At 35.5% G+C, this 19522-nt stretch carries 18 protein-coding genes and 5 pseudogenes; 4 read left to right on the forward strand and 19 right to left on the reverse strand.

The genetic code is table 11. The features are described 5' to 3' along the window. The first annotated feature begins 4 nt into the window (after nt 1–4). A complete protein-coding gene (locus HGO49_RS06785; protein WP_172758524.1) occupies nt 5–706 on the forward strand; it encodes a hypothetical protein in 702 nt (233 codons plus the stop codon). Here the strand turns inward: HGO49_RS06785 and HGO49_RS06790 are convergent. The 3 genes and pseudogenes from HGO49_RS06790 to HGO49_RS06800 all read right to left on the reverse strand — a co-directional run bounded on the left by HGO49_RS06790 (nt 696) and on the right by HGO49_RS06800 (nt 3286). Beyond that, nucleotides 696–1882 (reverse strand): annotated as a pseudogene (locus HGO49_RS06790) (molecular chaperone DnaJ). The gene HGO49_RS06785 and the pseudogene HGO49_RS06790 overlap by 11 nt on opposite strands. A 226-nt stretch (nt 1883–2108) precedes the next feature. Continuing rightward, the gene (locus tag HGO49_RS07475) at nt 2109–2429 is read right to left on the reverse strand and encodes a transposase (RefSeq protein WP_172758443.1); all 321 of its coding nucleotides are present in this window, start codon (nt 2427–2429) and stop codon (nt 2109–2111) included. A gap of 194 nt (nt 2430–2623) precedes the next feature. Further along, nucleotides 2624–3286 (reverse strand): exopolysaccharide biosynthesis protein, encoded by a 663-nt coding sequence (locus tag HGO49_RS06800; RefSeq protein WP_172758493.1) that lies wholly within the window; start codon nt 3284–3286, stop codon nt 2624–2626. Nucleotides 3287–3608: 322 nt separating this feature from the next. On the opposite strand from HGO49_RS06800, the gene HGO49_RS06805 reads away from it, so the two are divergent. From HGO49_RS06805 to HGO49_RS06815, 3 genes are all read left to right on the forward strand, one after another. Then, nucleotides 3609–4754 carry an actin-bundling T4SS effector WalE1 family protein gene (locus HGO49_RS06805; RefSeq protein WP_172758523.1) on the forward strand — a complete coding sequence of 382 codons (1146 nt, stop codon included), beginning with the start codon at nt 3609–3611 and terminating at the stop codon, nt 4752–4754. A gap of 74 nt (nt 4755–4828) precedes the next feature. Further along, complete coding sequence (locus HGO49_RS06810; protein WP_172758362.1) at nt 4829–6067, forward strand: IS256 family transposase; 1239 nt, start codon at nt 4829–4831, stop codon at nt 6065–6067. Between the two features lie 108 nt (nt 6068–6175). Next, nucleotides 6176–7414 (forward strand): IS256 family transposase, encoded by a 1239-nt coding sequence (locus tag HGO49_RS06815; RefSeq protein WP_172758362.1) that lies wholly within the window; start codon nt 6176–6178, stop codon nt 7412–7414. 37 nt (nt 7415–7451) lie between these two features. Here the strand turns inward: HGO49_RS06815 and HGO49_RS06820 are convergent. The 16 genes and pseudogenes from HGO49_RS06820 to HGO49_RS06895 all read right to left on the reverse strand — a co-directional run. Continuing rightward, nucleotides 7452–8416: pseudogene (locus HGO49_RS06820) on the reverse strand (IS481 family transposase); the annotation flags it as partial. Between the two features lie 67 nt (nt 8417–8483). Continuing rightward, a pseudogene (locus HGO49_RS06825) lies at nt 8484–8993 on the reverse strand (baseplate J/gp47 family protein); the annotation flags it as partial. Nucleotides 8994–8995: 2 nt separating this feature from the next. After that, entirely contained in the window at nt 8996–9331 is a 336-nt protein-coding gene (locus HGO49_RS06830) for a GPW/gp25 family protein (protein WP_172758522.1), read from the reverse strand. A 22-nt stretch (nt 9332–9353) separates the two neighbouring features. Beyond that, the gene (locus HGO49_RS06835; protein ID WP_172758521.1) at nt 9354–9608 is read right to left on the reverse strand and encodes a PAAR domain-containing protein; all 255 of its coding nucleotides are present in this window, start codon (nt 9606–9608) and stop codon (nt 9354–9356) included. 1 nt (nt 9609) lies between these two features. Then, a complete protein-coding gene (locus HGO49_RS06840) occupies nt 9610–10074 on the reverse strand; it encodes a phage baseplate assembly protein V (RefSeq protein ID WP_172758520.1) in 465 nt (154 codons plus the stop codon). Continuing rightward, nucleotides 10061–10537 (reverse strand): hypothetical protein, encoded by a 477-nt coding sequence (locus tag HGO49_RS06845; RefSeq protein ID WP_172758519.1) that lies wholly within the window; start codon nt 10535–10537, stop codon nt 10061–10063. The genes HGO49_RS06840 and HGO49_RS06845 overlap by 14 nt, the downstream gene beginning before the upstream one ends. Then, a complete protein-coding gene (locus tag HGO49_RS06850; protein ID WP_237398556.1) occupies nt 10534–11055 on the reverse strand; it encodes a phage tail protein in 522 nt (173 codons plus the stop codon). Before HGO49_RS06850 ends, HGO49_RS06845 begins: the two co-directional genes overlap by 4 nt. After that, the gene (locus HGO49_RS06855; protein WP_017531704.1) at nt 11048–11362 is read right to left on the reverse strand and encodes a head-tail joining protein; all 315 of its coding nucleotides are present in this window, start codon (nt 11360–11362) and stop codon (nt 11048–11050) included. The genes HGO49_RS06850 and HGO49_RS06855 overlap by 8 nt, the downstream gene beginning before the upstream one ends. Beyond that, nucleotides 11359–12363, reverse strand: coding sequence for a major capsid protein (locus tag HGO49_RS06860; RefSeq protein ID WP_172758517.1), 1005 nt, complete (start codon nt 12361–12363; stop codon nt 11359–11361). Before HGO49_RS06860 ends, HGO49_RS06855 begins: the two co-directional genes overlap by 4 nt. A gap of 29 nt (nt 12364–12392) precedes the next feature. Next, entirely contained in the window at nt 12393–12764 is a 372-nt protein-coding gene (locus HGO49_RS06865; protein WP_038536951.1) for a head decoration protein, read from the reverse strand. Nucleotides 12765–12838: 74 nt separating this feature from the next. Continuing rightward, nucleotides 12839–13855 (reverse strand): S49 family peptidase, encoded by a 1017-nt coding sequence (locus HGO49_RS06870; protein WP_172758516.1) that lies wholly within the window; start codon nt 13853–13855, stop codon nt 12839–12841. A 23-nt stretch (nt 13856–13878) separates the two neighbouring features. Then, nucleotides 13879–15285, reverse strand: a complete 1407-nt coding sequence (locus HGO49_RS06875; RefSeq protein ID WP_172758542.1) for a phage portal protein — start codon at nt 15283–15285, stop codon at nt 13879–13881. After that, on the reverse strand, nt 15282–15986 hold the full coding sequence (locus tag HGO49_RS06880) for a glycoside hydrolase family 25 protein (protein WP_017531715.1): 705 nt from the start codon (nt 15984–15986) through the stop codon (nt 15282–15284). The genes HGO49_RS06875 and HGO49_RS06880 overlap by 4 nt, the downstream gene beginning before the upstream one ends. After that, nucleotides 15983–16207, reverse strand: a complete 225-nt coding sequence (locus tag HGO49_RS06885; protein WP_017531716.1) for a gpW family head-tail joining protein — start codon at nt 16205–16207, stop codon at nt 15983–15985. The genes HGO49_RS06880 and HGO49_RS06885 overlap by 4 nt, the downstream gene beginning before the upstream one ends. Continuing rightward, a pseudogene (locus HGO49_RS06890) lies at nt 16200–18021 on the reverse strand (phage terminase large subunit family protein). Before HGO49_RS06890 ends, HGO49_RS06885 begins: the two are co-directional and overlap by 8 nt. Beyond that, nucleotides 18021–19521 (reverse strand): annotated as a pseudogene (locus HGO49_RS06895) (ankyrin repeat domain-containing protein). Before HGO49_RS06895 ends, HGO49_RS06890 begins: the two co-directional pseudogenes overlap by 1 nt. Nucleotide 19522: the final 1 nt, after the last annotated feature.

The following is a 19522-nucleotide window of genomic DNA, read 5'->3' on the forward strand; positions in this document are numbered from 1 at the left end:
AAGCATGGAAGTAATGATTACATTGGAATCGGAATTCAAAGACCACAAAACTAATATTATAAAAGCATATAAAGATTATATTAGAAAGACTCATAAGTTTATTGAAGTTGCAAAAAGTGCAACCAATTGTGAGCTGAACGACATAAGAATAGACAACTCTAATTTCTACTTGGAATATTCAGAAGATAGTATAATAGATGTTGCAAAAGTAACAAACAAAGTAAGAGATCTAGTACTAACTCAGAAAGAAATAGAGCGTGCAAGAAGTGTAATAAAGATCGGTAAAAGTGAAGTAGAAATTATTACTCAAGGAGGAATAAGAAATTACACAGACCTTGCAGATGGTAGTGATATAGTACTGACTTTCGATACTAGTTTTGGAGAGTTGGAAGTGAGATTATATCCTGATAAGGAAGATGAAAATTTGGTAATATTAGAAGTGAATGATGAAGATCTACTAGAGGAAATAGAAAACTATGACGAAAAAATAGGCAAGAATTGCTTACTAGGAGGGTTATCAGTAAGTGAAGCTATAAACCGAGGTTCTTTCGATAGATCTAGAGGATTAATTCATTCTGAAAAGATCGGTCAATCTGATGAGACAGAAGCCCCCCTTTGGAAAGAGCCTACAAAGATGAGAGTAGTCTCAAGTCTCCAAGAAACGCAAGCTACTCTCCACAATGAAGGAACTCGTACTATACTGTAATATTCCGCTCTACAAATTCAATTGGTTGAAGTTTTTTAGGTAACTTCTCAGTGCGAGCATCAGACAAATCAGTGCTTATCTCATCAAAATTTCTCTCAGCAAGTTCATTTGCCACTTCTGCAAAGCATTTCCTAACAAGAGGCATGATAATTGGCATTAATAGTTTTCGTGGATCGTACCATTTCAATAAGTCAGTTTCCTTTTCCACTCTATCCCTTGGATCCTCTTCTAACAAATCTTTTGTATGTTTTTCAGTGTATATTTCACAAGCTTTCAAAAAAACAGGAGCTAATATTGCAATAAATGTTGCTAACAACAACATTGGACCAAGTATAACTCCACCAACAGTTACTCCATTGCAATGAAATTTGTTGTAATTAAATAAACAGAAAAAGCAGCTGAAGGATATATAATAAGAAACTTGCTGCCTAGCATAATATAGCTCAATTTACTTATAAATTCATCAGTAGAAATCTCTGAATTTTCATATTTTTTCATATAGTAATTTAGTAATAAACCAGTGACTTTGTTGACAAAGAAGTTGAGTAGTATGATCACACATGAAAAGTAGCAAGCTATAGTAATAGTAATTAGTAGAAACAAGGGCAAATAAGCAAAATTTTGAAAAGTTAATAAGGCATTTTTACGTTCTATAAACTTTAATGCTAATGCTTTTTTGTCTTCTTTTATTAGATTCTCTTTTTTGTTTAGAGGAAAAATGTAAGAACGTAATTGCGCAATACAATCTCTTGATAAAGGATCATAAGAAAGCTTTTTTTCTAGCATAGAATTCAATTTTTCAAAATCTGCGCCTATAGCTTCTTTACTGATTCCCAGCTTTACAAACAATTTCTGCCTATAGCAAAATTCTCTTTCTGTTAAACGACCATTACTTTCAGCATTAACACTCACTTTAATACAAGGATTCCCTGACTCTAAAGGTTCAATGTATTTTTTTAGTCCTTGATAAACATTATAAATTTGATTAAATCTATTTTTATCTCCACCTTTATCAGGGTGATTCACAAGCACCAGCTTATTATATTGTTTTTTTAAAATCCTACTAAGCTCTTGATAATTCTTACCTACAACCTGTACAGCTTTTAGTTCTAATAAATCGAATAGCTCGGTATTATTGTTAAATTCTTGATCAGTTAATTTTAAATGTTGACCCATTTTTGTCCCCACACAAATACATAGTACTTTGAGTATATTACACTTAAATATTTTTTGCAAGTGATCAGTAGTAACTTAGATGTATTACACTATAGTGTGAAGGTATATGGAATATTTTAGAAACATTCTTCATTTTGTTTTAGTTTCTATGAACAAGGTTAATTTTCATTATATATGGCAGATATTATTATGGTAATATTAATAATCCTTATGATATAATTATCTTTTAAGGCTTTACTTTAGCTCGAATAAAAAGATCTAGAGCAACATGACGATCTTGAACGCTTGCACTGTGAACATCTGCCATAATAACTAGGCCTACTGTGTCTACAACAATATGACGTTCTCTACCCTTTATTTTCTTGCCAGCTCCTTTTTGAGTAGTCTTCACTGATTGACTATCAATTATTCCTACTGATGGTGTTTCATTTTTGCCAACCATTTTTCTTACCTCTTTTACTAGCATATCATGTATTTTTTCCAATTTGCCACTACCTGAGAAAATAGTCGTACACTGTCTCCAATGGTGAAAAATCTTTTGCTCCACTGGCAACCACCTCCCATTATATATCTTATTGCATTAATAATTATTCTGATATTATGCCTTCTTAGCCGACCTATCGCTCCTTGTGCAACACTTGGCTCTCATTCTTTGTCACTTATATCGCTTGTTACTCTCCTATTTTTTGCTTACCTCATCTTATTCTCTTCTTTATTCCCTTTCAAAATAGGTTCTCACAGTTAAAGATTAACCATGCACAAAACTTTTAGAAAAGAAAACGCACTCATTATAAGCTGTGGACCTTTAACTATTACAATAAGAGCAAATAATATTCCACACAAGGATACCAACACTCCAAATATCGAGACAAGACCATCCTTACTCATAATACCAAGTGAAATAAGAGTTGTACCGATTGCTGGAATAAAGTGAGTTAACGGAAACGGATTGGCTATCACCAACGCACAAACTAACATTATAAATGCCAAAATCTTTTCACCTGGCTCTAGGAAGATAAAGGACATTCTTGGTTTCATGAACTTTTCTATTTTTTTTAATGCAGGTAAAGTTTTTTTGACCACAAGGGCTAGTGTTGAACGTTTAAAGGATTTTCTTTCTAACCAATTTGGCATCCAGGGAGAATGAAACCCAAGCAGAAGCTGCAGTGAAAATAAGATTAACGGTATGGAAAGTATAGTTGTATAGCCAGGTGGAACTGGTATAGGCACAGATAGTGGCAAGGAGAAAATAATTATTAAAATACCAAAACCACGTTCTTGTAGAGATGTTTTAATTTCAAACAACGTCACTTTGTCACTATTAGCATTACCAGCATCTGCAACCTCTTGTAGAATATCAGATGCTAATTTTTTATCTTCAGTCAAATTCTCACTTTTTTGCACAATTACTTTTTAACAAAATCATTCCTAATAAATAGCATAATTACTCGTATATTCCAATCTTGATTTAACACTATTATCAGGATAATCCTCTGATATTCTATATACAGCCTTATCAGTTTGAATCTAATTATTTTGGCTGAACAAAGTCTCTTGATTCATTTATAATGACTATACTCTAGGCTCTAATCGTAAATTTGAGTCTCTATAAAATCATGTCCAGCTAAATTATTTTAAGCTATACCAATATTAGTAATCAAGTTAACACTAATTTAATGATGACATATATAAAATATAATATATTGAATTAATAGTGAGGTTAAAAATGTTACCTAATGAAACAAATTCATATTCTCTTGTAACTCAACAAGAAAATGATCTTGATTTTAAGAAATTTACTGAAGATCTATCGAATATGAAGAGTGTTAATAATCACAAAAAGCTAAAGGAAAGAATCACTGACCTGTTAAAAGGAGATACAGAATTCTCTCGCATGAAACAAGGAGATCAGGCTCTTGTAGTAGGTACAGCAAGTGGGTTATTTACAGCATTATTACCACTTTTAGCAGTTGGTGTAACACTTGCTATACCAGGTGCTATAGTTGGTCTTACTTTATATTTCGCTGTAAAAGTAGCTGTAAAATCAGTTCAATCTGGATATAAAGGACTCAAATGGTCAGCTGAAAAAACTGTTGAAGGAGCACAATATACTGCAGGCACAATAAAAAAAGGCTTTATAAATGCTAGAGATTCATTAAAAGAAGCTGGAAGTTCTGTAGCACAGAAAACAAGAGAAGGCACCAGTGATACACTTAAAAAAGTAGGAAGTAAATTGGGTAATTTGGGTTCAAGTATATCTAATTTGGATAGCATTCCATATTCAATAGACTTACAGAGTCAAACTGTTGTTTTAAAAACAGAAGAAAAAACGAAAAATTTCAACAGTGTGAAGGAGATGCTTGTTAGTGAAATTTTGCAAGACAAGACTGTAAATAAGTCTGCTTTAATTAAGGAAATATTCTCTGGATTAAACAGAAAAATATCAGAAAAAGCTGGTTCTATTGATGGTCCACAAGGTTTCAAAAAGGACCAATTAGTTTATCAATTGACACAGCAAGCAAGTTTTGTCGATAAATTAGATGCTAAAAAGTTGCAAAATTTGTTAGCTCAAAATGATAACAATCTCTATGAAATTTTCTCTGAACATCATGATGAAATTAAGAGGATTATTAGAGAATGTACAATAGAGCATAAACTTTCTAATTCTATAGAGAAGCTTAATAAGATAGCAAGCAAGTGTGGTGAAAGCAAAAAAGTAAGTAATGTGAAGTATCAAGTTTTAGCTGCAACACCAACTGCAACAATAGGAAGTAGACCAGGAGTAACGCGACGTAATAGCACTGGTAACCTTACTAAGGTATTAACTCCAAAAGTACCAAATATAAGTTGTACTAGACACAACTTGATCTGACAGGCAGGGGATGTTCAAAAAAGTGTGTCAAACCGAGAAGTAAAATATAATTGAGATAAAAATGGAGGTTTGACATGAGTCAAAGAATAGCAGATAGAACTACTGGTTTGGTAGATTATAAAGAATTAGAAACAAATATCTTGTCGTCTATACGAGAAGGTAGACCATTAATGGGAAAAGATGGTGCATTAACGCCATTTGTAAAAAGGCTACTTGAAGCAAGCTTGGAGGGTGAAATAGAACATCATTTATCTACTGAAAGCGAAGAAAACAATCGTAGAAACGGAAGGAATGGAAAAACTTTGAAAACAAGTGCAGGTTCATTTGAACTATTGACACCAAGAGACAGAGAGGGAAGTTTTGAACCACAGATAGTGAAAAAAAGGCAAACAAGCCTACATCCAGAACTTGAAACAAAGGTCTTGAACATGTTTGCAAGTGGTGTGGGATACAGAGATATAGCATCATATGTGGAAGAAATTTATGACCATAAAATATCTGCAGCAGAGATATCTGGAATTACAGATAAATTACTACCTATAATCAATGAATGGCGTAGCCGTCCACTGCAATCAGTGTATCCAATAGTATTTATGGATGGGATGTTTTTTAAGGTAAAAGAAGACGGTCGCTGTGTAAGTAAGTGCATGTATAACATATTAGGAATAGACCAAAATGGCAGAAAAGAAGTACTGGGTTTTTACTTAGCAGAAAGCGAGGGAGCTAGCTTCTGGTTAGGCGTATTAAATGACTTGAAAGAGAGAGGAATAGAAGACATTTTGATAGCTTGTGTCGATGGCCTAAAAAGCTTTCCTGCAGCTATAAATAGCGTATTTCCTAATGTGGAAGTACAGCTATGTGTAGTGCATCAAATACGGAACTCTCTGAAATACGTATCAAGCAAAGATGTAAAAGTTTTCATGAATGATTTAAAAAAAATATACCGCGCTACAAGTAAAGAAATTGCAGAAAATTATTTGCTTGAGCTGGAGGAAAAATGGGGCGAAAAGTATCCATTAGTTGTAAAATCTTGGCAGAACAATTGGGAAAGTTTATCTGGTTACTTCAAGTATTCAGGTCCTGTTAGAAGGCTAATTTATACCACTAATCTCATCGAGGGGCTACACAGGCAAATTAGGAAATTTACCAAGACCAAAGGCGCATTCACCAGCATAAATGCCTTGTACAAGCTGGTATATTGTGCTATAAGAAAGGTGGAAGAGAAATGGACGATGCCTGTACATGATTGGGCATTATCTATATCTCAACTCGATATTTTTTTCCCTAGTAGATTAAAGATTGAGTTGAATTAAAAATTCGGTTTGACACACTTTTTTGAACATCCTCAGCAGTGGGGATGTTCAAAAAAGTGTGTCAAACCGAGAAGTAAAATATAATTGAGATAAAAATGGAGGTTTGACATGAGTCAAAGAATAGCAGATAGAACTACTGGTTTGGTAGATTATAAAGAATTAGAAACAAATATCTTGTCGTCTATACGAGAAGGTAGACCATTAATGGGAAAAGATGGTGCATTAACGCCATTTGTAAAAAGGCTACTTGAAGCAAGCTTGGAGGGTGAAATAGAACATCATTTATCTACTGAAAGCGAAGAAAACAATCGTAGAAACGGAAGGAATGGAAAAACTTTGAAAACAAGTGCAGGTTCATTTGAACTATTGACACCAAGAGACAGAGAGGGAAGTTTTGAACCACAGATAGTGAAAAAAAGGCAAACAAGCCTACATCCAGAACTTGAAACAAAGGTCTTGAACATGTTTGCAAGTGGTGTGGGATACAGAGATATAGCATCATATGTGGAAGAAATTTATGACCATAAAATATCTGCAGCAGAGATATCTGGAATTACAGATAAATTACTACCTATAATCAATGAATGGCGTAGCCGTCCACTGCAATCAGTGTATCCAATAGTATTTATGGATGGGATGTTTTTTAAGGTAAAAGAAGACGGTCGCTGTGTAAGTAAGTGCATGTATAACATATTAGGAATAGACCAAAATGGCAGAAAAGAAGTACTGGGTTTTTACTTAGCAGAAAGCGAGGGAGCTAGCTTCTGGTTAGGCGTATTAAATGACTTGAAAGAGAGAGGAATAGAAGACATTTTGATAGCTTGTGTCGATGGCCTAAAAAGCTTTCCTGCAGCTATAAATAGCGTATTTCCTAATGTGGAAGTACAGCTATGTGTAGTGCATCAAATACGGAACTCTCTGAAATACGTATCAAGCAAAGATGTAAAAGTTTTCATGAATGATTTAAAAAAAATATACCGCGCTACAAGTAAAGAAATTGCAGAAAATTATTTGCTTGAGCTGGAGGAAAAATGGGGCGAAAAGTATCCATTAGTTGTAAAATCTTGGCAGAACAATTGGGAAAGTTTATCTGGTTACTTCAAGTATTCAGGTCCTGTTAGAAGGCTAATTTATACCACTAATCTCATCGAGGGGCTACACAGGCAAATTAGGAAATTTACCAAGACCAAAGGCGCATTCACCAGCATAAATGCCTTGTACAAGCTGGTATATTGTGCTATAAGAAAGGTGGAAGAGAAATGGACGATGCCTGTACATGATTGGGCATTATCTATATCTCAACTCGATATTTTTTTCCCTAGTAGATTAAAGATTGAGTTGAATTAAAAATTCGGTTTGACACACTTTTTTGAACATCCTCATAGCAGTATTTACCTGAGTGAGGCCTTGTCTCATTGTAAGAACGCAACCAATGATCGACATCTATCTGCAGATCTTCCAAAGAATTGTAGATTTTCTTGCGAAAAATAATATTGTAACACTCATCTTGCATAGTCTTGTGAAACCTCTCACATATGCCATTGGTCTGTGGTGAGTTGGCCTTGGTTCTAGAATGATCAATGTTTTCTATTCCCAAATAAAGCTGATAAGCATGATTCTCTGGCTTACCACAGTATTCTGTACCACGATCAGTAAGAATGCGTAATAGTGGTACATTTTGTCCATCAAAGAATGGTATTACTTTATCGTTTAGCAAGTCAGCAGCAGTAATTGCTGTTTTATCTACATAAAGTTTGGCAAATGCAACGCGAGAATAAGTATCAATAAAAGTTTGCTGATAAATTCGTCCAACACCCTTAATATTTCCTACGTAATAAGTATCCTGAGAACCTAAATAACCAGGGTGTTCTGTATCAATTTCCCCGTGAGCTTCCCTTTGTTCTTTGACCTTTTCTAACGCTGTAAGTTGCCCTTCTGTTAAAATTATTCCATCTTGAGCAACCTTTGCTTCAAGAGCTTTAAGTCTTTTTTAAAGGTTTCAAGATCATTTCTCAGCCATACAGATCTCACTCCACCTTCAGAGATTATTATGCCCCTTTTTCTAAGTTCATTTGCAGCTCTTTGTTGTCCATATGCTGGAAATTCTGTTGCAATATTTACTACTGCTCTTTCTATATCTTCGGAAACTCTGTTTGCCAATAGGGGTTTTTTCTTACTTATTTCATGTAATGCTCCTTCTCCCCCACTTTCATATAACTCCTTAAATCGATAAAATGTATCACGCGAATAACCCATCACCTTACACGCTTGTGATACGTTACCTAATTGCTTTGCTAGTTCTAATAACCCTAACTTTGGTTTTAGTATTTTTGTTTGTATCGTACTCATTTCTAACACTCCTTTCTTTTATTATTTTATAACTTACTTTTTTAAAGTGTCAGATCAAGTTCTATCTAATACACCTTATATCATCTCTAGTAACTTGCTTTTTTACAATTTCTAGTAGCTCTTCTGACGCTGTGGATAACTCTGTGGATAAAATTGAGATTTCTACACTTCCTGGCACTTTTGACTCAACCAGCGCATCCTTTACTCTTCTATCTGCTGAGAGTGCTTGAAACCGATAATGCTCTTTACTACCTCCTGTGCTTGAGCCAACTATTCTTGCCTTGATTCTTTTTCTGAAGCGTTCATCTTCTTCTCCATCTTGCCTCTCTGCTCCATAAAACTCAGCTAAATTATCAAGCTCTTCTCCCCTTGCAAACTTGAGTAAATTGCTTTTTACCGCTTCATTTATTCTTTGTCTCAGCAAAAGCTCTCTCCAGGCTGCTACTTCTAAAATCTTCATCGCTGGGTCACTTTCAATTAGTGCTGTAAAACTTTTATCTCGACTTATTAATTCTTCTTTCATCCGAGCAAAAATCTCTTCAAAGTTCAGTGGTTCGATAATATTTGGCTGCTGCATTTTTAAACAACTACTCCATTAATATTTATGAACTTACCTTCTGAAAGATAGACACCTTCTAAATTCAATGTTACTCTCCCTTCTTTTACTTCTGTTATCTTCACTTTCTCTAATTTAAACCTTCTCTCCCATTTTTCTAGTGCTCCTGCTACTGCTGCATAAATTTCTAGTGTAAAATCACGATTTATTGGCTTATCCACCAATTCAAATAATCTTGAGCCATAATCTCTCCTCATTATTCTACTGTTTACTGGAGTGGTTAATATATCAATTATTGATTGCTTTAAATGTTCTATTCCCTCTAATTCTTTACCTGTTTTAGCATCCATTCCTCTCATTTTTCGATTACTTTAATTTTTTTTATTTTGAAAACACACTTTGATTTTTACTTACTACTTGAAAACTACAGGACGCCACATCACCTGTTCTCGCTACACCAATACCATTTACAAATACGCTGTTTGATCCTTGTGTTAGTGTCTCTCCCATAGTTAAGGTATCACTTCTACGACAGACAGATCTACCATTAATACGCACATCTTTACTCCCGCTTACGCAAACATGAATAGGTACTCCAGTACAACTATCACCTGTACAAACTATAGCTCTTCTCATGTCAATTTAAATCTATTCTACTTCCTTTCAGTTTTATTCCACTTTTTGTCATTTCTATACTCGATTCTCCAGCTTTCAGTGTTATTTTATCTACTACTTCAATCTCTAAATGATGCTTCTCTTTATCATATAACAATCTTGTTCCATCCTGAAACTTCACACTATTTATTTCTTCTTTATTCTCTGGTGCAGGGTATTTTTCCTGATATATTCCTCCTAATACCACTCCTAATGATAGTTCACCAAGAGGAGAAAATATCATAACCTGTTCACCGATATCTGGTGGAGACCAATCTCTATCTTTTCCTGCTTTGCTCGTTATCCACGGCAACCAATCTGTTAAAAATTCTCCTATTTTCACTCTTACTTTTGCTTTTTCATAATCTATTTCTTTTACAACTCCTATACGAATGATATTCGCTAATCTTCTATTTAGCTCTGAAATTGCAAAACTATGGTCTAACATTTATATTTCCTACGTTTATTGTATGTGGTTTAATTTCCCCCTCTTCCCATACTGATTTACCTAAATGAAGCTGATGACTCCAATCAACCATCCACACCAAATATGCATCTAATTCGGGTCTAAATCCATCAGGCTCTGCAGAGAGAAATTCAGCAGGAGAAATATTTTTTACGTTCCAAGTATTTTTATTTACTACTCTTGCTACTTCTGCTGCTAATGACCTTACAACTAACGAGGAATACTCGACTGTTCCATCAACTACAATCCTTGCCTCAAATCTTACTTTTAGTGCTAACTCTTCTGTTCCAGGATCATGTCCCTTTTCAAATCCGCTAAGCTCCACAAAAACCGCTGGTGCTACTAATTCTTTTCTTATTGCTGGATATACTTCGCATGTCTGTATCGATGATATTTCTCTCTTCAGCGTAGTGCAGATTGCATTATGCAAATCTTTAAAATTCATACATTTCTTGTAATATAGTTCAATTCACGTTCAAAGAACTTTCCAAACATCCTTTCAAACTCATAATTAACTAGCTCCTTTATTATTTTTGATGCTTCTGGCTCCAGTCCTAATTTTACCTCTTGTATTGGCAAAGCTTTTCTTCCTTCACGCCTAAAAACACCACTATTTCCTCTTGGCATTGTTGCAGTAAACGCTCCTATAAACTCATGTTTTCCTATTTTTGTACCTCTTTTTGTTTGTCTCATCTTGCCCATTGCTGATACTCTAATATCATACAAATTTGCTCTAATTAACACGTCTAATCTGCTAGTTTTTGCCTTAAAAATTCTTAATCTCTTTCTTATCAAACTTAATTTTATCTGCTTTTCCTCACTGATTTCCTTAGCTGCTTGCGCTTTTAACCATAGTGCTGTTCTATTTAGTGCTTTTATAGCTGCTAGTTTTATTTTCTGCTCTTTTCTTTCAATATTGGAGATTATTTCATTAATATTATTACTAATTTTAATATCAAACACTTTCTATTGCCTCAATTTTCAATATTTTACCTGAAGAATCTTTCAATGGTGGTTCAAAAATCTTGTAGAACCTTTTTTCAATCTTGATATAATCACCTATGCTAAAGGAAGTAACGTCCTGATCACGTATTTCTATAGAAGCAATTTGCTGAGTTAATGTTCCATCTGCACCTAGAGAGTACGTAGTCTCAGGACGTTTAATTAGCACTTTTATTTTTCGAATCGCCTCCTTATTTTTATTACAATATATGGCTTCCACTCCTAGATGATCAAAACAATCCTTCAATAACCTCTCTATAATCGTCAACTTGCAGTAATTTTGATTAATACTCCAGGTCTGTGGCACATTGGCAGAGGATTTGACTGCGTATGCAAATCACTTCCTCTATCAAATCTCCTTGGTTCTTGTTTTGCATAAAGTGATTTTCCTAGTGTATTTACTGTCTCATTAAAGTCTGCTGGTGCAAAATATGTCGTAAATGTGCTCGCTGTTCCTAGTGGAAAACAGTGCCCTGTATCTTTCTCAATAAATCTTCTCACCGTTCCTTCAGGGTCAGTTGCTTGCCCTCTATACTCCTCAAATGTTATGCCACAGAACGTAAATCCTGATCTCATATCATTTCGAAGCGCTGCTCCTTCTTGCCATCTCTCATATGCTTCTTTTACTTTAGCATGAGAAGTTAGTGCATCAAAAAACTCAGGGCTTACCAAGGCATGAACTCCTGTCATATATTCACCACTTAGATTATCTTCTATATGCCGGAGTACTTCCATACACTTACGCTTTACATCAGTTGTCGCTGTTCCCAGTGCAAAATTTACTACTTTTGGCGTAATTTCAAATTCGTTGTACAGATTTAATAATTCACTGCCATCTGCGTCCAGAATAATCCCTTTCAGCGCTCCCATTCGCAAATGCTCTAATGTTATTGCATGTTTGTTTCTCATTAGCTGCAAATGATCAGTTATTACATCTGCCAGCGCTTTCAGTTCACTTTCTGATCCAAATGCCCTTATTCCCTGTACTTCCTCTGGTAACACTACATCATCATGTGGAATATGCGGAATCGTAAATGTTCTTATTTTCCGTTTTCCTCGTTTTCCCACTGTTGCTGGTGCTCCTGGCACTTGTGTTGGTAGTAGACTTAAAACTCCGTTGTGTTCTTCTATGGTAATATGTCTAAATCTTACTGACCTATTTGGAAATAAATTTAAATTTTCAACCCGTCCATAATTTATCGGCAATATATTCATCGCATTTGTTAGTGCCGTCATGCTAAATGCTGTATTTGTAAATGGATTTTGCATTTTTCCCCCTTTGTGTTTTTTATTTAGCTTTAGGCCGCTTTACGGATAATGATTCCTCGTCCTTCAAGTTGCTTTATTGCTGTAGCTTTCTGTTCTTCAGTAATATTTGCTGGCCATACAACTGCATGATCAGCTAGCATGGCACCACGAGCAATAATTACTCCTTTACTATTTTCCTTTGCGTTTACATCGCTTGCTATCACTCCTATCGCCGTTTGTGTACCATCTGTGGCAGTTGGATTTAAAGCTTTAATAAAACCATCTTTAGTATCATAACCAACTACTGTTCCCAGCTTTAGATTTTGTCCCTTGGCTACTGTTATCTGATCTCTTGAATATAAGTTGGACACTTCATATTTCAGAAGATCTCCTAAATTATTTCCTTCAGTTATACTTATCATGTCTTTTTCTCTCCTTTTTTTATTTTTTTACCGCCATATTTGTGGTTGTTATACACGGCGGTTATACACATACTTTAAATGTTTGATTGCCCACGACTTTTCGCTACCTGCATCATCAATTCTTCTCCTGAATTCTGTGGTATTGCACTTATTATCTCTGTCTTCTTCGTTCTCTCTGCAAGTAATTCCATTAAAACTTCCCTTGCTTGCTCAATACTTACGCCCTGCTCAATAAATTCTCCTATCTTTTCTGGCATCTTTGATATATTACATAATCTTATTATCTCTAAAATTTCTCTACGACAGTTCTCCTCAATAGTTGTCATACTAACACTCCTATGATTATTGATAAATTCAAAAAATGTTGTAACTCCATCTGCAAGACCTATTTCTACTGCTTTCTCGCCAAAATATAGACCTGCTTCTGTTGATCGAATCTTTTCAATTGAAAGACCTCTGTTCCTTGCTATTAGCTGCAAAAACATTTCATATAGTCTTCCTACTTCTTTTTGTAAGCTTTCTAAACTTTCAGACGTCATTGGCTCATGCGGATTTAAATCATTCTTCCGACTACCAGCAAAAATTGTGGTGTATTTTATTCCCTGTTTTTCGTCAAATCCACTTTGATCTATATGACTTGCTATTACTCCAACACTTCCTACTCCTGAAGTTCTACTCACAAATACCTTTTCAGCGCTAGAGGCTATAGCGTACGCAGCAGAATATGCATCATCATTTGCTATTGCAATAATTCTCTTTTTTACTCTTGATTCATAAATAAAATCAGCTAGGTCAAAGACACCGTTTACTTCTCCTCCTGGACTGTCTATGTCAAGTAGAATCGTCTCTATGCTTTTATCTTCTAAAGCACTCTCTATCTCTTCATGAATATTTTCATACGAAGTCATATCTAAAATATGATCAAAAGCTTCTGTTTTTTTTGTCAAAACTCCATAAATACGTATTATTGCTATTCCTTTTGGGTTTATATGAAAATGCTTTAAGTTCTTAAAGATAGGTTGTTTGCTGTTATATAATGATAGTAGTTCAAAGCTTCTTCTCTCTACCATTATTGGTTTATTTATCCACATCACCTTCCTCCCCTTATTGTATTTTATGGCACATTAACGTCACAATCGAAACAAAGTCCAAAAGAATTAGCACGCTTTTGATCTTCTGCTATTTCTTGGTCAATTTCTTCTACATCATAACCCATTTCTGAAACAACTTCTGAGCGACTCTTAAAGCCATTTCTTACCGCCATTTGCTGTGCTTGCTGATCTTTTAGCGGATCCACCCAATCAAATCCCTGTGGTATCCATTTTACTTCTTCTTTCGCTGCTTTTACTACTTTTTCATCTATACTCAGTTCTCCACAAAGCACTGCTAATTCTAGCCATCTACTCCATACTGGTCTGCAAAACTGAAATACCATAATGTTATGTTGCAGCATAGCGCATCGACGACGAAACTCTATCAGCCCTGCTCGAATGGATGAATAATTAACACCTGTTAAATCTCCTGTTAGCTGTTCATATGTTATCCCTGTACCAATCGCTATTGCCCTCAGTTGCTGTCTCATGAATGCTTCATAACTTCCTCCAACATCAGATGGCTCTGAAAATTTTATGTCCTCTCCTGGGTCTAAAAGCTGCATTGTTCCTGGCTCTAAACCTGATAGTGCTACTCCTTGCTCATTACTTTCACCTTCTCCCATGATATTTGCTTCTGGATCGAGTCTCGTAATAAATCCAGCAAACATTGCTGCAGTTTTCTTTCTCACCAGCTCTGCATCATCATATTGATCAAGCTCATAAAGCTTCAGCAGTATATTAGAAAGCCAAGGCTCCCCTCTGATTTGCCCAGGTCTTAATGGTCTATAAATATGTAAAACATCATTTGCTGGCACTCTCACTGATTCTCCAAATAAGCCTTCTCCTGGATGTTCTCTAAATAAGTAATATGCCTCTCTTTGTCCAAGCCTGTTAAACTCAATGCCGTTTCTTATTACATTACCATTGGCTAGTGTTTTATTGCTCTTATTGTCCAAATGCTCTGATTCTAGTACTTGCAGTTGTAATGGCACAGAAAATCCATCTTCCAGCTTTCTCGTTCTTAAACGTACAAAACATTCTCCTCCCTCTATCATACTTCTGCATACTAGAGCTTGTAATCCATAAAAATCACTCATTCCACAGCTATCTGCTTCATCTGTCCATTTTAGCCATAATTCTTGCACCTTCTTTCGAAATTCTCCATCTCTTGCTTTTGATTGCGGTTTTATTCCTGTTCCAATAGAGTTACTTACTATCGTATCAATTATATTTGCAGCGTAAGGATTTTTTCTTACCATATCCCGAGAGCGGCTACGTAAGTGCCCAAGGCTCTGAGAAAGTAAATTATTTATGCTTCCCGCTTCTCCTTGCCAATATATTACCCTTCTTCCTGAGCCTGACGCATCCCAGGCTGAACTTTTGATTTTTGGCTTACTAAATAGTTGTTTGAAATTTCTCAGCATCATACTAACCAAAATTCTCTTAATTCTTTCAAAGTTCCGTTAAATTTATTTCTGTCACATTTTCCGATTCCTTCTACTTCATGTGGCTCTGGACTTGTTTTACCGTCAGTATATTGCCATAAAATCCAATCATTCCAGCCTTTTGGTAATGTGAGCTCTTTTCTCCAGCTTGCTATCCATAATGGACATTTTGTCAAAGTTGGCGTGGCAAAATCCTTAAGAAAATAGCTACTGCCATAAATTAGGGGTAATCTTCCTGTTACTTCTTCAACTCTCTTTACAAATTCCTCAGCTTGCTTAACTGTAATATTTTTGCCACTTTTGTTTTCTTCAATATCCAGCGCAAGTATGGTATTTTTGCTTTCGCCTACCGTTTTTAGAAAATGATCAGCTTGATTTTTGCCGTTTCCTTCTGTGCCAAAATGATATGCTCCCCAGAGTAATCCTTCTTCTTCAGCTTTCTTTCTTCTCTTCGCATACTTTGAATCCACATATTTTAGTCCTTGTGTTGCCTTGTGAATTACTCCAACTATACCATTCTCTTTGTCTAGCTTAAAATTCACATTTTCTTGCCAATGTGACAAATCTATTATTCCATTTACTGAACTCTCTCTATTCTCCCATAGTTTTATGAAAGTTTTTAATTGCTCTAAAAATTCAGAATATTCCTCTTTTACAACTTTTCTCAGAAAATTTTCCCTCATATAACTCCTTTATTTGTTGCAAAAATAATCTTTCGTTTAGGCTTCATTCCAGCAATCTTTAGTTCACCTTTGATGCGTTGTCTGAGGCTGAGCAAATCATTTATCTGAACTTCAGCATATCTCACCACATGGTCACCATATGCAATTGATACTACTCTCTCTCCGCTTTGCAGTTTCTTTATCGCTTCTTCGACTTGAATTAAATAATCTTCGTTATACATTCTCCAACCACTTACTCTGTCTTACTTTTTTAGATTTTTTGCTTTCTGGTTTTTCACTTAAACTATTCCATTTACTCTCTGGCCAACGATCAATTCCTAAAGCAATAGATGCTGCTCTTGCGTAAATTCGGCAATCTAGTACTTCATTTCTTTCTCTTACCTTTTGCCACTCTTGTTTGGTGTATCCTTTTACTACCTTGCTGACTAATTGCTCTGCCGTTAGCTGCTTAAAATATTCAGGTGCATACTCAGGAAAATGACAGTATCCTGCTGGAGCTTCTTCACCGTCCTTTAAAACATTAAGTAATTGAAAAAGTTCTGACTTTAAAATCGATACTCCCACTGGCCAGAGCTTTATTCCTCTTTTTAGCTTTTGACCACCAACTGTTATATCAACTCTACTTGGACTGCTAAGTGGTACTAGTGCTTTATTTACACCTTTTACTGCCATTACTCTTCCAGAGCCTTGATGACCTCTTACCCAATTGTATACTTCTTGTGTCGCATACCCAGCATCAACCGCCATCATACTTATCATGTATTCAAGACCATTTTCACCGATAAAATGATGACTCAGAAGCTCAGAGAGTTTTCCCCATACTTCTCCACTTCCTGTATCTCCTTCAAATACTCGGTAGTCTATTGACCAACTTTCACGACTTTTTCCCCATGCTACAACTTCTACTTCTAAACGATCTTTTTGGACATCTACTCCTGCTGTGAGAACTACTTCACCTTTTGGTACTGTGCCAATCTGAAAAAATTCTCTTCTGTTAAATAATTGCTTCCAGTCTGGTACTTCTCCCTTATCTACCCAGGTTTCTCCAAGCGTTGTGTTGATCCAAACTTTCAGTAATTGTTCACTTTCCTTTGCATGCAGAAAATCCTCTACTGCTTGTTGCCAACTATACCACCCAACTGGGCTATAAAGACTTGAAAGGTGAAATCCTATTACTTTGCTATTGTGTACTTGATTTGTAGCTCTCCATTCTCCACGGTCTAGCATCTCTGTCTTTTGATGATTTTCTATTTTGCCGCTACATTCAGTACAGACATAATGTGCTGTTCTTGAGTCGTTGTTCTCCCATTTTATTTGTGACCATTTCAGAACTTGATAGTAATTACAATGTGGACATGGTACAAAAAAGTATCTCTTATCTGTTGCTTCAAATTCCTTCTCAATTCTCATGAATCGTTGGTGTTGATACTAAAAAAATCTTTCTCCGTGCAAATGTATTAGTTCGGGCTATGCTGAGTAAAACTGGATCTCCTTCTCCTCCTGAATCTCCTGGGTAGGCATCTATTTCATCAAGAAAGAGATATTTTACTGGCATAGATCTCAGTCCTACACTACTATTCGCTCCAGTTATTACTACTATTCCACCTGGAAACTCCTTACTTTGTACAGTATTCCCTGAATCTCTTGACCTTGGGTCTTTTACTTTACTTTTTAAACATGGTGTACTCTCTATTAACGGTGCAAATCTTCCCTTTGACCAACGTTTTCCCATTTCAACTGTTGGCTGTACTACCAGCATTGGACCAGGGGTTTGATCGATGATATAGCCTATCCAATTGTTACCAGCTTCTGTTCCCCCAATCTGCGCTCCTTTCATGAATACCACTTTTTCTACTGGCGAGGAGGGTGATAGAGAGTCCATGATTTCTTTAAGGTATGGCGTTCTCTCTGTTCTCCATTTACCTGGCTCTGATGCTGCAGTTGCTGCTAAAACTCGATACTCATTTGCCCACTCTGATACTTTAAGCTGGGGATCTGGCTTTAATCCTGAACAAAAACTGGCACTGTAGATCATTATGCTCCACTCAAACAACTGTTGTGTAAACTTTCTACTTCAACACTATCAATTTCTGATCTAACACTTTCTGTGCCTCTTTGCCCTTCTAATTCCATAAGCATCTTTTTCTGAAATTCCTTTTCTATATATCTTTTGCTCATCTCACTTATCATTATTGCTATAACAAGCGCAAATACCCCTGTTATTGTTGCAAAAATGATTGCACTACTTATTGTTGTTGTTATCAACCCTATATATACTGCTACTGCTATTGCGCTGACTGTAGTATAGATGCAGATAATATTATTATGTTTTTTCATCCTTTTATCTGCTATTTCTCTCTGTGCTATATATTTATTATGAAGGGTTGGAAAATTAATAACGGTATCTCTGCAGAGCAAAGACCCATTTTTTTCAGTAAACAAAACTTTAAGTAACTCTAAATTGTTTGATTTGATTGCTAAGTGCAAAACAGGTGTATAATTTGCTCCTTTTTTCAGCAATAACTTTACTACATGTAAATGCCCTTTTTCTGCAGCAAGGTAAACCGGCGGTAGATTTTTATTATTTGAAATATCAATATCAATTTCTTCTTTTAAGATAGACTCTACAAGCTCAATTTCTCCCGTTTGTACAGCTAAATGGAGTAGACTATTCTTTTCAGAACCGTATTTACTACTCATCAAAGCCTTCTTTATCTCAGGTTTAGCGTAATCAAATGGTGTCTTGCCGCTATCGTCTTTTACCAATGGATCTATATCTTCTCGCGTTAGTAAAACTTCTATTGTTTTAAGTCTTTCAGCGTAATGTAGTGGCGTTTTATTTTCGTAGTCTTGCAAATTGACTTGAGCATTAGGCTCCTTTATTAAGCATTTGAGAATATCAAGACATAAGTCTCTTTCATCGTAATTAGTATTACTTACGGCTATATGAACAGGTGACAATTTCATTGAGTTTTGCCCTATGCGCGCGCTATTTACATCTGCTCCAAGCTTTAGCAGTAACTTTACTATCTCCAATTTTTTGTTATTAACTGCATAGTGCATTGGTGTCTGATTCCGTGCATCAAAGACATCAATTTCAGCATTTCCTTCTTTCACTAAAATTTTGACAACATTTTCATGTCCTATTCCTGCTGCTAGATGTAATGGCGTATGATGCAAAGTATTTCGTGCATTAACGTCAATACCTTTTCCTATCAAATATCTAACTGCATTAACTTCACCTATCATTGCAGCCAAATGAAGTAAGCTATCTTGTTCTGATCCGTATTTGTTATTAATGAGCGCTTGTAATATTTCTGCTTTTTTCCCTTCTTTGGCGTAATCAAGAACCATCATTATCTTCTACAAAAGGATTGATATTCTTTTTTGTGAGTAGCAGATCTACCATGCTTAATTCGTCAAACTCTATAGCGCAATGTAGTGGTGTCTTTCCATTTAATCCTCTAACATTAACATCTAATCCAGGTTGATTGATGAGACACTTTATTAACTCTAAACTTAAGTTAGCAGACATT

The sequence above is a fragment of the Wolbachia endosymbiont of Diaphorina citri genome (genome assembly GCF_013096535.2).
Lineage (GTDB): Bacteria > Pseudomonadota > Alphaproteobacteria > Rickettsiales > Anaplasmataceae > Wolbachia.